Raw genomic sequence first — 12,694 nt, 5'->3', positions numbered from 1 at the left:
AGCCCGTGTATTGGAATTTTTAATACTTATCCGCCACCATCGCGCGTGAAACCCCCGATACGGGTTCGGGGCGTGTTGGGAGGGCACAATGGATCATTCGACCGGTCATCACCATGGCTGCTGCCAGGGCGAACACAGCTCGCGCCGCGGGTTCCTGAAGCTGGCGACGCTGGGTGCCGGCGTGACGCTGATGGCGCCGATGATGATGAGCCGTCCGGCGCTGGCCGGCAGCGTCGACACGCTTCTGCTGTCCTGCATGGATTATCGCCTGATGGGCCATGTCGCCGGCTACATGAACGCCCGAAACATGCAGGCGAACTACGACCACGTCATCCTGGCCGGCGCCAGCCTGGGCGCGCTGACCGAGAAGAAGCCCGCCTGGGGCGAGGCCTTCTGGGACCATGTCGCGGTCGCCAAGGAATTGCATCACATCAAGCGCGTGATCGTCATGGATCACCGCGACTGCGGCGCCTACAAGGTCTTCCTCGGCATGGACCTGTCGCCCGATCCGGCCAAGGAGGCCGAAGTGCATGGCCAGTACCTGACCAAGCTGAAGGCGATGGTCAAGGAACGCCACCCGGACCTCGAGGTCGAACTGCTGCTGATGGGCCTGGACGGCAACGTCGAGAAGCTGGCGGCGTAAGCCGGTTCAGAAAAAAGCCCCTTCTTCCTTTCAATGGAAGAAGGGGCTTTTTGATTTCCGCACCCTCACATATCCAGCCCCAGATCCAGGTTCGGGGCGCTGTGGGTCAGCCAGCCGCAGCTGATCATGTCGACGCCGGTCTCCGCGATGGCGCGGACGGTGGCGAGCGTGACGTTGCCCGACGCCTCGGTCAGCAGGCGGCCGTCGACCATCCGCACGGCGCGGCGCAGCGTCTCCGGGTCCATATTGTCGAGCAGCACGACATCGACCGGCAGGCCCAGCAGTTCGTCGAGCTGGTCGAGCGTGTCGACCTCCACCTCCACCTTCACCATGTGGCCGATGGCGGCGCGGACCCGCTCCACCGCCGGGCGCACGCCGCCGGCGACGGCGATGTGGTTGTCCTTGATGAGGACGGCGTCATCCAGCCCGAAGCGGTGGTTGAAGCCGCCGCCCAGCTTCACCGCATGCTTTTCCAGAACGCGCAGGCCGGGGGTAGTCTTGCGGGTGCAGACGATGCGGGCGTTGGTGCCTTCCACCTCGCGGACCAGGGAACGGGTGGCGGTGGCGATGCCGGACAGCCGGCCCATCAGGTTCAGCGCCGTGCGCTCCGCCGTCAGCAGGGCGCGGGCCTTGCCGGTCAGGCTGGCGATGGTGCCGCCGGGCGCCACGTCGTCGCCGTCGGCGCGCTCCACCGTCACCGAGATGGCCGGATCGAGCAGGCGGAAGGCGATCAGTGCCGCCTCCAGCCCGGCGACGCGGCCGTCCTTGCGGGCGGCGATGCGGGCGGTCGCCATTGCATCGGCCGGGATGATGCTGTCGGTGGTGATGTCGCCGGCCCGGCCCAGATCCTCCACCAGGGCGGCGCGGACGATGGGCTCGACGGTCAGAGGATGCAGCATGCGGCGTCTCCGGACAGGGGACCGGCGGTGCCGGCCAGTTCGCTGAGGGTCAGGGTGCGGCGGGTGAAGGCCGGATTGGGCAGGGGATGGTCGCTGCGGCAATGGGCGCCGCGGCTTTCCTCCCGCGCCAGCGCGGCATGGACGACCAGCCGGCCGACCAGCAGCCGGTTGCGCGCCTCGCCCCATTGGCGGACGATCTCCGGCGGGGCTTTGGCCTCTTCGTGGGCGTCATCCCCCTCGCAGCGGAGCATGTCGAGTGCCGCCGCCAGTCGGTCGAGCTTGCGCCGGGCGGCCAGCAGGCCCAGACCGTCGCGGACCAGCCCGGCGCCGTCATAGAGCGCGCTGCGCGCCTCCGCCCCAATGGCGTCGAGCAGGATATGGCTGACGTCGGCGGCGACCGCCGGCGGGCGGGGCAGGGCGAAGGGCGGCAGCGGCGCCAGGGAGCGCTCCGCCACGTCGCGGGCGACGCGGGCGCCGAAGACCAGCGCCTCCAGCAGGGAATTGCTGGCAAGGCGGTTGGCGCCGTGGACGCCGGTGCAGGCGACCTCGCCGCAGGCCCACAACCCCTCCAGGCTGGTGCGCCCGTCGGCGTCGGTCACCACCCCGCCCATGTGGTAGTGGGCGGCGGGCGCCACCGGCATCGGCTCGGCGAAGGGATCCAGCCCATGCTCGGCGCAGAGCGCCAGCACGGTGGGGAAGCCGTCCGGCTTGGCAGCCAGCGCCGGGCGCAGGTCGAGGAACACCGGCTCCCCCGCCGCGACGCGCCGGCCGATGGCGCGGGCGACCACGTCGCGCGGCGCCAGTTCGGCCAGCGGATGCTCGTCGGGCATGAAGCGGTGGCCGGCGTGGTCGAGCAGGAGGGCGCCGGCGCCGCGCAGCGCCTCGGTCAGCAGCGGCACCGGGTCGGCATCGACGGCCAGCGCGGTGGGGTGGAACTGCACGAACTCCAGGTCGGCCAGCCGGGCGCCGGCCCGCGCGGCAATGGCGAGGCCGTCGCCGGTGGCCTCCGCCGGGTTGGTGGTGCGGGCGAAGGTGGCGCCGATGCCGCCGGTCGCCAGGATCACACGCGGGGCGCGGTGCAGCACCCAACCCTCCGGATGGCAGGCCAGCAGGCCGCAGACCCGGCCGTTGCGGAGGACGAGATCGACGGCGAAGGCGTCGGTCTCCACCCGCACCGAGGGGGTGGCGCGCAGGCGCTCGGCCAGGGCGGTGACCAGCGTTCGCCCGGTGGCGTCACCCCCGGCATGGACGATGCGGGCGGCGCCATGCGCGGCCTCGCGGCCCAGCAGCGGCGAGCCGTCGGCGGCGCGGTCGAAGGGCAGGCCGTTCTCCAGCAGGCGGCGGACCAGGGCGGCGCCGTCGCGGGTCAGCAGGGTCGCCATCGTGGCGTCGACCAGACCGGCCCCGGCGGCGACGGTGTCGGCGGCATGGTCCTCCGGCCGGTCGCCTGGGCCGACGGCGGCGGCGATGCCGCCCTGGGCATAGAGGCTGGAGCCGCCGGGCAAACCGGCGGTCTTGGTGATGAGGGTGACGGCGCGCGGGGCCAGTTGCAGGGCGGCGGTCATGCCGGCAAGGCCGGAACCGACGACGATCACCTCGGCATCGCGGACATCGTAAGGCGTGCTGGAGGTCATGGGGGACTCCTGACTCTCCCTCTCCCGCCCCGGGAGAGGGAAGGGGCCCATGCGCAGCATGGGAAGGGTGAGGGGCGAGGCGAGGATCAGAAATCCATGTTTGGATGACCCCTCACCCTCCCCGCGCCTTTGGCGCGGGTCCCCTCCCTCTCCCGGGGCGGGAGAGGGCTTTTCTACGCACTCACTTCGGCTTCACCGCCAGCATGCGTTCCACGGAGCGGCGGGCGCGGGCGGCGAGCGCGTCGGGGATCTCGACGCGCGGTTCCAGGGTCTGCAGCGACTCCAGGATGCCCGACAGGGTCACCGTCTTCATGTGCGGGCACAGGTTGCAGGGGCGCACGAACTCCGTCTCGGGCGAGGCGGCGGCGACGTTGTCGCTCATCGAGCATTCGGTGACCATCAGCACCCGCGGCGGCTTCTCCGAGCCGACGAAGTCGATCATCCGGGCGGTGGAGCCGACGAAATCGGCGGCCTCCAGCACGTCGGGCGGGCATTCCGGGTGGGCGATCACGGTCAGCCGGTCGAAACGGCGGCGGAAATCCTCGATCTCGGCGCCGGTGAAGCGCTCATGCACCTCGCAATGGCCCTTCCAGGCGATGATCTCGACCTTGGTCTGGGTCGCGACGTACTTCGCCAGATATTCGTCGGGCAAGAAGATCACCCGGTCGACGCCCAGCGATTCCACCACCTCCACCGCGTTGCCGGAGGTGCAGCAGATGTCGACCTCCGCCTTCACCTCGGCCGAGGTGTTGACGTAGGCGACCACCGGCACGCCGGGATGCGCCTCGCGCAGGAGCCGCACGTCGGCGGCGGTGATGCTGTCGGCCAGCGAGCAGCCGGCGTTGCGGCTGGGGATCAGCACCGTCTTGGCCGGGTTCAGCAGCTTCGCCGTCTCCGCCATGAAATGAACGCCCGCCAGAACGATGACGTCGGCGTCGGTTTGCGTCGCCTTGGCGGCCAGCGCCAGGCTGTCGCCGACGATGTCGGCCACGCCGTGGAAGATCTCCGGCGTCTGGTAGTTGTGCGCCAGGATGACGGCGTTGCGTTCGCGCTTCAGCTCGTTGATGGCGTGGACCAGCGGCGCGTGGAAGGGCCATTCGATGGCCGGCACGACGCGCTTCATCCGGTCGTAGATCGGCGCGGTCGCCGCAGCGACGGCGGGGGTGTAGGCGAGTTCGGCGACCTCGGGCATCGGTGTGCTCCGCTCTATGCTCGTTCTGAGTAAAACCATATGTGCTCTATAAGAGCATATCAAGCGGAAAAGATCGGGCGGAAAAGATGGAATGGAAACAATCCGGCGCGGGCGGCGTTGTGTATGGCGTGGGCGAGGTCGGCAGCGTGGCCTCGCCCCGGTCAGTGCTGTCCGGAGTTCAGCCGATGAAAGCCTTCCTCGCCGCGCTCGTCGCCATCCTCGTCCTGGCCGGTGGTGCCTGGGCGATCCTGCCGAGCCTGTTCGCCCGCAGCGCCGACGAGACCTTCGCTTCAAGCGGCGCGCGGGTGGGGGAGGAGGCGTCGATCGAACACCGCAACTTCTCCGGCCGACCGCAGGCCGACCGTCAGGAATGATCGCTCAGACAGGGAAAAAGGGATGAGCCCGACCGGGTTGCCCCGAACGGCGAAGGCAACCTTTGGTCCTGCCGGGCGTTGTCCATGTTCGGGCCAGTGATGGCATTCGAACAGGATTCCGGAGCGGTTTGCGGGAGTGTGATGACGGTTCATGATCCGGAAAGCGGCGCGGATGGTTTGCGCGCCGACGTCTACCGGCTGCTGGCGCTGACACTGGCCGCCCCACCGGGCGCCGACCTGCTTGCGCTGCTGGGCGGCCTTGCCGGCGATGCGACGCCGATCGGCCGCGCCTTCGACGATCTGGCCGCCCGCGCCCGCGCGACCGATGCCCAAGCGGCGGAGCGGGAGTTCAACGCGCTGTTCATCGGCGTCGTCCAGGGCGAGCTGGTGCCCTATGCCTCCTTCTACCGCACGGGCTTCCTGACCGACCGGCCGCTGTCGGCCCTGCGCGCCGACCTGCAGGCGCTGGGGCTTGAGCGCGCGCCCGACGTGTCGGAGCCGGAGGACCACATCGCCGCACTCTGCGACGTGATGGCGGTGTTGATCCGCGAGGGGGCCGATCCGGCGGTGCAGCGCCACATGCTGGACAGCCATCTGACGCCCTGGGCGGACCGCTTCTTCCAAGATCTGGAGGGGGCGGAGGCGGCCGGCCTCTACCGCCCGGTCGGCACCATCGGCCGCCTGTTCCTGGAGATCGAACAGGAAGCCCTCAATAGACAAACCGACCTGCTGGAGGAGGCCGACGCATGAAGACGCCGCCAGAACCCCCGCGCAATCCCCTGCAGCGCCGCGACATCCTGAAGACGCTGGGCCTCGGCGCCGCGGGTGCCGCCGCGGTCGCCGTGCTGCCGGCGGGCGAGGAGGCGCAGGCGATGGAATCGCCGCAGGAGCAGGTGAAGACCCGCTACCGCGAAACCGAACACGTCAAGCGCTTCTACGCGCTGAACCGCCTGTAGGGCGATCCGGAGGGTGTCCATGCTGGTCAAACGCAGCTCGGCGAAATCGACAGGCAACAAGCGCTCCGGTCTGGTCGCCGCGCTGGCCGACAGCCTGGAGTCGGGCGTCAGCCGCCGCGGCTTCCTGCGCCGCTCCGGCCTTGCCGCGGGCGGCATCGCCGCCGTCGGCGCGCTGCCGGGCGCGATGATCCGCAAGGCCGAAGCCGGTCCCATCCTGCCGAACATCGAGGTGGTGACGCGCAAGAATGTCTGCACCCACTGCTCCGTCGGCTGCACGGTGATCGCCGAGGTGCAGAACGGCGTCTGGGTCGGGCAGGAGCCGGGCTGGGAAAGCCCGATCAACCAGGGCACCCACTGCGCCAAGGGCGCGTCGGTGCGTGAGCTGACAAAGGGCACCCGCCGGGTCAAATACCCGCTGAAGCTGGTCGACGGCGTGTGGCAGCGCATCGCCTGGGACCAGGCGATCGAGGAGATCGGCAACCAGTTGATGGAGATCCGGCAGGCGTCGGGGCCGGACGCGGTGTTCTGGCTGGGCTCGGCGAAGTTCTCCAACGAGGGCGCCTATCTCTACCGCAAGCTGGCGGCCTTCTGGGGGACCAACAACGTCGACCATCAGGCGCGCATCTGCCATTCCACCACAGTCGCCGGCGTGGCGAACACGTGGGGCTACGGCGCCATGACCAACAGCTACAACGACATCCAGAACTCCAAGGCGCTGCTGATCGTCGGCGGCAACCCGGCGGAGGCGCACCCGGTGTCGATGCAGCACATGCTGCGCGGCAAGGAGCACAACCGCGCGCCCTTCATCGTCATCGACCCGCGCTTCACCCGCACCGCCGCCCACGCCACCGAATATGTCCGCATCCGCCCCGGTACCGACATCCCCATCGCCTGGGGCCTGCTGTGGCACATCTTCGAAAACGGCTGGGAGGACAAGGAATACATCCGCCAGCGCGTCTACGGCATGGATGAAATCCGCGCCGAGGTGAAGAAATGGACTCCCGAGGAGGTGGAGCGGGTGACCGGCGTCCCCGGCGCCCAGGTTCGCCGGGTGGCGGAGGTGATTGCGAAGAACAAGCCCAGCACGGTGATCTGGTGCATGGGCGTCACCCAGCACACCGTCGGCACCGCCAACGTCCGCGCCCTGTCGATCCTGCAGCTGGCGCTGGGCAACATCGGCGTGGCCGGCGGCGGCGCCAACATCTATCGCGGCCACTGCAACGTGCAGGGCGCCACCGACTTCGGCCTCGACGTCAGCACGCTGCCCGCCTATTACGGACTGGCGGAAGGGGCGTGGAAGCATTTCGCCCGCGCCTGGGACGTCGAGTACGACTATCTGAAGGGCCGCTTCGCCTCCAAGGACCTGATGGAGGCCAAGGGCATCCCGACCACGCGCTGGTTCGACGCGGTGCTGGCCAAGCCGGGCGACATCGACCAGCCCAGCCCCTTGCGCGCCATGATGTGCTTCGGCCATGGCGGCAACACCGTCACCCGCATGCCGGACATGGTGAAGGGGCTGGAGAAGCTGAGCCTGCTGGTCATCGCCGATCCGCACCCGACCACCTTCGCGGCGATCAAGGAGCGGCGCAACGGCACCTACATCCTGCCGGCCTGCACCCAGTTCGAGACCGACGGGTCGCGCACCTGCTCCAACCGCTCGATGCAGTGGGGGGAGAAGGTGGTGGAGCCGATCTTCGAATCGAAGGACGACTACACCATCATGTACCTGCTGGCGCGCAAGCTGGGCTTCGCCGACCAGATGTTCAAGCACATCACGGTGGAGGACACCCGGCCGGTGCCGGAGGACATCCTGCGGGAGATGAACCGCAGCTGCCTGTCGATCGGCGCCACCGGCCAGTCGCCGGAACGGCTGAAGATGCACATGAAGCATCAGGCCGATTTCGACAAGATCACCATGCGGGCCTCCTCCGGCCCCTGCGCCGGCGATTATTACGGCCTGCCCTGGCCGGTCTGGGGCCATCCGGAGATCAAGCATCCGGGATCGGCGGTGCTCTACGACACCTCCAAGCATGTGATGGACGGCGGCGGCGTCTTCCGCGCCCGCTTCGGGGTGGAGCGCAACGGCGTCTCGCTGCTGGCCGACGGCTCCTATTCGAAGGGGTCGGAGATCGAGGACGGCTATCCCGAATTCACCATGGCCGTGCTGAGGAAGCTGGGCTGGGACAAGGATCTGACGCCCGACGAGATGCGCGTCATCCAGGCCATCGGCGGCGGCGGGGCCGAGGTGGACAATGTCAGCTGGCAGACCGACCTGTCGATGGGCATCATCCGGGTGGCGCTGAAGCATGGCTGCGTGCCGCACGGCAACGCCAAGGCGCGCGCCGTCGCCTGGAACCTGCCCGACCCGGTGCCGATCCATCGCGAGCCGATCTATTCCCCGCGCCCCGATCTGGTGAAGGCCTTCCCGGCCATCGAGGACCGGCGCGACTTCCGTCTGGTCCAGCTTGCCCGCTCCCTCCAGTTCAAGGTGGCGGACAGCGACCTGCGCCAGCGCTTCCCGATGATCCTGACCTCCGGCCGGCTGGTCGAGTATGAGGGCGGCGGCGAGGAAACCCGGTCGAATCCGTGGCTGGCCGAGCTGCAGCAGTCGATGTTCGCGGAGATCAACACCAAGGACGCCGAAGGGCTGGGCATCAGGGATGGCGCCTGGGTCTGGATCCATGGGCCGGAGGACGGCAGCAAGGCCAAGGTCAAGGCGCTGGTGACCGACCGCGTCGGCAGCGGCACGGTGTTCCTGCCCTTCCACTTCTCCGGTTTCTGGCGCGGCGACAGTCTGCGCGGCAACTACCCGCCCAACACCGACCCGATCGTGCTGGGCGAGCCGGCCAACGGGGTGACGACCTACGGCTACGACCCCGTCACCTTCATGCAGGAAACCAAAGTCACCCTCTGCCGGGTCGAACCGGCATGACGTGCGGGAGCTGATCAGACATGGCCCGGATGAAGTTCCTGTGCGATTCGGAACGCTGCATCGAATGCAACGCCTGCGTCACCGCCTGCAAGAACGAGCATGAGGTGCCCTGGGGCATCAACCGCCGCCGGCTGGTCACGCTGAACGACGGCAAGCCCGGCGAGCGGTCGATCTCCATGGCCTGCATGCATTGCAACGACCCGCCCTGCGCCGCGGTGTGCCCGGTCGACTGCTTCCTGCAGACCGCCGACGGGGTGGTTCTGCACAGCAAGGACCTGTGCATCGGCTGCGGCTACTGCTTCTACGCCTGCCCGTTCGGCGCGCCGCAATACCCGCGCACCACCGACTTCGGCAGCCGCGGCAAGATGGACAAATGCACCTTCTGCGCCGGCGGTCCCGAACCGGACGGCAGCGTCGAGGAGTACCAGAAATACGGCGCCAACCGGCTGGCCGAGGGCAAGCTGCCGCTCTGTGCGGAGATGTGCTCCACCCGCGCGCTGATGGCCGGCGACGGCGCCATCCTGGCCGACATCTATCAGGAGCGGTCGGTGCGGCGCGGCTACGGCTCCGGTGCTCCCGGCTGGTCCACCGCCTACGGCCGCAACGACCGCGGCTCCCCCTTCGCGCCCGGCGGGCCGGGGACGGGAGGGGCGTGAGGGTCGGCTGACGATACCCCCACCCTAAACCCTCCCCCGCTGGGCGGGGGAGGGGACACGCGCTTGTTCGGGAGAGTGGCGGCAGTCCCTCCCCTGCCCAGCGGGGGAGGTTAGGTGGGGGCAAGTGAAGCAAAGAAGTCGCCTAACCGGGAGACCCAACCCATGCGCCCCACCATGCGCCCCCTGCACGCCCTGCTGCTGATCGCCCTGATGGCCGTTGCTGGTCTGGCCGCTCCGACTTTCGCACAAGCGCAACTCACCCAGGTGCCCGGCCCCAGTTCGCCGACCACCAAGGAGCAGGTGCCGCTCTACGTCCCGCAGGACGACAAGGTGGTCGGCCGCGTCAGCATTCCGGACGAGAAGCTGGCGGTGCTGGTCCAGCCGGAAGGGCGGGAATGGCGGGAGTGGCGCACCCATACGCTGCGGCTGGCGATCGGCGGGCTGGCCATCGGCATGATCGTCGTGCTGGCGGCCTTCTTCCTCTATCGCGGTACCATCCGAATCCATGGCGGCAAGGCGGGGCGGCTGGTGCTGCGCTTCAACTGGGCGGACCGCTTCGCCCATTGGACGACGGCGGTCAGCTTCCTGACCATGGCGCTGACCGGGGTGATCCTGACCTTCGGCCGGCCGCTGCTGATCCCGCTGATCGGCCATCAGGCCTTCACGCCGCTGGCGGAGTATTCGAAGTCGATCCACAATTTCGTCAGCGTGCCCTTCGTCGTCGGGCTGGTGATGATCCTGGCGCTGTGGCTGCGCGACAATGTGCCGGAGAAGGCCGACTGGATTTGGATCAGGACGGCCGGCGGCCTCTTGTCCAAGGCCGGCGGCCACCATCCTGAGGCCGGGCGCTTCAACGCCGGGCAGAAGATGGTGTTCTGGAGCATCGTGCTGGGCGGCATGGCGCTGGCGGCCACCGGCTATCTGATGATGGTGCCCTTCGTCTTCACCGGGATCGGCGGGATGCAGATCATCCATGTCATCCACGGGCTGCTGGCGGCGGCGCTGATCGCTGCGGTGATCGGTCACATCTACATCGGCACCATCGGCATGGAAGGCGCCTTCGACGCCATGGGCTGCGGCGAGGTCGACGAGAACTGGGCGATGGAGCATCACCGCCGCTGGTATCAGGAGCAGCTGCGCAAGGGCTATGTCGAAGGGCGCCAGCCGGCGGAGTGAGGCGCCCCGGCGCACCTGTCATTGGGTGGGATACGAACAATCCCACCCCCGCACCGTCTCCTTCCATAGTACAATTTACCCTCCGCCTCTCAGAGTGGCTGAATGGCCCCGACAAACGCGCCGGACCGGGGACCTGACCGGTTCGCCACACTGAGAGGAACGGCCCAAATGCTCCACCAGGCTCTCGAAACGCTCCAGAAGCAGATCGCGCTCCGCCCCCGCTACGACAACTTTATCGGCGGCCAGTGGGTTGCGCCGGTGGACGGCCAATACTTCACCAACCTGACCCCGATTACCGGCAAGCCGCTGTGCGAGGTCGCCCGTTCCCAGGCCGCCGACGTCGAGCTGGCGCTGGACGCCGCCCACAAGGCCAAGGATGCCTGGGGCCGCACCTCGCCGACCGAGCGCTCGAACATCCTGCTGAAGATCGCGGACCGCATGGAAGAGCGGCTGGAGATCATCGCGCTGGCCGAGACGCTGGACAACGGCAAGCCGATCCGCGAGACCCGCGCCGCCGACGTGCCGCTCGCCATCGACCATTTCCGCTACTATGCCGGCTGCATCCGCGCCCAGGAAGGCTCGATCGCCGAGATCGACCACACCACCTACGCCTACCACTTCCATGAGCCGCTGGGCGTCGTCGGCCAGATCATTCCCTGGAACTTCCCGCTGCTGATGGCCGCCTGGAAGCTGGCCCCGGCGCTGGCCGCCGGCAACTGCATCGTGCTGAAGCCGGCCGAGCAGACCCCGATGGCGATCATGGTCCTGATGGAGATGATCGGCGATCTGCTGCCGCCGGGCGTCATCAACGTCGTCAACGGCTTCGGCATCGAGGCCGGCAAGCCGCTCGCCACCAACAAGCGCATCTCCAAGATCGCCTTCACCGGCGAGACCTCGACCGGCCGCCTGATCCTGCAGTACGCGTCGGAGAACATCATCCCGTCGACCGTCGAGCTGGGCGGCAAGTCGCCGAACATCTTCTTCGAAGACGTGATGGCGTCCGACGACGAGTTCCTCGACAAGGCGCTGGAAGGCTTCGCGATGTTCGCGCTGAACCAGGGCGAGGTCTGCACCTGCCCGAGCCGCGTCCTCATCCAGAAGTCGATCTATGACCGCTTCATCAAGCTGGCGGTGGAACGCGTCACCAAGATCGCCCAGGGCCACCCGCTGGACGGCGCCACCATGATCGGCGCCCAGGCGTCGCAGGAGCAGATGGAGAAGATCCTCTCCTACATCGAGATCGGCAAGGCCGAGGGCGCCAAGGTTCTGGCGGGCGGCGGGCGTGCCCATCTGGGCGGCGAGCTGGAGGGCGGCTACTACGTCCAGCCGACCATCCTGGAAGGCCACAACAAGATGCGCATCTTCCAGGAGGAGATCTTCGGCCCGGTCGTCGCCGTGACGACCTTCGAGACCGAGGAAGAGGCGCTGGCCATCGCCAACGACAGCGAGTTCGGCCTGGGCGCCGGCGTCTGGACCCGTGACGGCAACCGCGCCTTCCGCATGGGCCGCGGCATCCAGGCCGGCCGCGTGTGGACCAACTGCTACCACCTGTACCCGGCGCACGCCGCCTTCGGTGGTTACAAGAAGTCCGGCATCGGCCGCGAGACCCACAAGATGATGCTCGACCACTACCAGCAGACCAAGAACCTGCTGGTCAGCTACAGCCCGAAAGCGCTCGGCTTCTTCTGAGCCCTGCTCCTCCCTATCGGGCAAACCTGGGCCGGGGGCGCGTCCCCCGGCCTTTTTTCTTTCGCCGCGTGGTTTCGTGATAAAGGACCACCATGACCGCCCCCACCTCGATCGATCGCGTTACCGCCACCCCCGAAGCCATCGCCCTGCTGGACCGCCTTGCCGCGAAGCACGGGCCGCTGATGCTGCATCTGTCGGGCGGCTGCTGCGACGGGACGGCGCCGCTCTGCCTGCCGAAGGGGGAATTCCGGCTGGGCGGGCGCGACCTGTGCCTCGGCAAGATTGGCGACACGCCTTTCTGCATGTCCGACGACACTTTCCAATGGTGGCGCAACACCCAGGTCATCCTGGACGTTATCCAGGCGCGCGGCGGCGGCTTTTCGATCGAGGCGCCGGACGGCGTCCGCTTCACCGCCAAGGCCCGTCTTTTCACCGACGATGAGTTGGCTGGCTTGCCCGATCCGCGGCCGGCAGAGAGTATCTAGGCCGAGCATCTTCAGGAGCCTCCCCGCATCATGTCCTCCTTCACCGGTCCGCGGATTG

At 68.4% G+C, this 12,694-nt stretch carries 12 protein-coding genes; 9 read left to right on the top strand and 3 right to left on the bottom strand.

The window, feature by feature from the left end:
• Positions 1-88 precede the first annotated feature (88 nt).
• The gene (locus B9N97_RS34330; RefSeq protein WP_085092279.1) at positions 89-643 is read left to right on the top strand and encodes a carbonic anhydrase; all 555 of its coding nucleotides are present in this window, start codon (positions 89-91) and stop codon (positions 641-643) included.
• A gap of 65 nt (positions 644-708) precedes the next feature.
• On the opposite strand, the gene nadC is transcribed toward B9N97_RS34330, so the two are convergent.
• The 3 genes from nadC to nadA form a co-directional block, all read right to left on the bottom strand.
• Entirely contained in the window at positions 709-1,542 is an 834-nt protein-coding gene (nadC, locus tag B9N97_RS34325) for a carboxylating nicotinate-nucleotide diphosphorylase (protein WP_085092278.1), read from the bottom strand.
• On the bottom strand, positions 1,527-3,176 hold the full coding sequence (locus B9N97_RS34320; protein ID WP_085092277.1) for an L-aspartate oxidase: 1,650 nt from the start codon (positions 3,174-3,176) through the stop codon (positions 1,527-1,529). Before B9N97_RS34320 ends, nadC begins: the two co-directional genes overlap by 16 nt.
• Before the next feature lie 181 nt (positions 3,177-3,357).
• Positions 3,358-4,368: a quinolinate synthase NadA gene (nadA, locus tag B9N97_RS34315; protein ID WP_085092276.1), complete on the bottom strand. Its 1,011-nt coding sequence runs from the start codon at positions 4,366-4,368 to the stop codon at positions 3,358-3,360.
• 185 nt (positions 4,369-4,553) lie between these two features.
• Here nadA and B9N97_RS34310 point away from each other — a divergent pair, with 185 nt between their 5' ends.
• From B9N97_RS34310 to B9N97_RS34275, 8 genes are all read left to right on the top strand, one after another.
• A complete protein-coding gene (locus B9N97_RS34310) occupies positions 4,554-4,742 on the top strand; it encodes a hypothetical protein (protein ID WP_085092380.1) in 189 nt (62 codons plus the stop codon).
• A gap of 141 nt (positions 4,743-4,883) precedes the next feature.
• A complete protein-coding gene (locus B9N97_RS34305) occupies positions 4,884-5,492 on the top strand; it encodes a TorD/DmsD family molecular chaperone (RefSeq protein ID WP_085092275.1) in 609 nt (202 codons plus the stop codon).
• Complete coding sequence (locus B9N97_RS34300; protein ID WP_085092274.1) at positions 5,489-5,698, top strand: hypothetical protein; 210 nt, start codon at positions 5,489-5,491, stop codon at positions 5,696-5,698. Before B9N97_RS34305 ends, B9N97_RS34300 begins: the two co-directional genes overlap by 4 nt.
• A 19-nt stretch (positions 5,699-5,717) precedes the next feature.
• The gene (locus tag B9N97_RS34295) at positions 5,718-8,630 is read left to right on the top strand and encodes a formate dehydrogenase subunit alpha (RefSeq protein WP_085092273.1); all 2,913 of its coding nucleotides are present in this window, start codon (positions 5,718-5,720) and stop codon (positions 8,628-8,630) included.
• A gap of 20 nt (positions 8,631-8,650) precedes the next feature.
• A complete protein-coding gene (gene fdh3B / locus B9N97_RS34290; RefSeq protein ID WP_085092272.1) occupies positions 8,651-9,286 on the top strand; it encodes a formate dehydrogenase FDH3 subunit beta in 636 nt (211 codons plus the stop codon).
• Between the two features lie 162 nt (positions 9,287-9,448).
• Entirely contained in the window at positions 9,449-10,462 is a 1,014-nt protein-coding gene (locus B9N97_RS34285; RefSeq protein WP_244561083.1) for a formate dehydrogenase subunit gamma, read from the top strand.
• Positions 10,463-10,630: 168 nt separating this feature from the next.
• Positions 10,631-12,151, top strand: coding sequence for an aldehyde dehydrogenase (gene adh / locus B9N97_RS34280; protein WP_085092271.1), 1,521 nt, complete (start codon positions 10,631-10,633; stop codon positions 12,149-12,151).
• Between the two features lie 92 nt (positions 12,152-12,243).
• Entirely contained in the window at positions 12,244-12,636 is a 393-nt protein-coding gene (locus B9N97_RS34275) for a DUF779 domain-containing protein (protein WP_085092270.1), read from the top strand.
• Positions 12,637-12,694 lie beyond the last annotated feature (58 nt).

It is taken from the genome of Azospirillum oryzae (assembly GCF_900177515.1).
Lineage (GTDB): Bacteria > Pseudomonadota > Alphaproteobacteria > Azospirillales > Azospirillaceae > Azospirillum > Azospirillum oryzae_A.
This window is presented reverse-complemented; position numbering and strand designations above follow the sequence as displayed.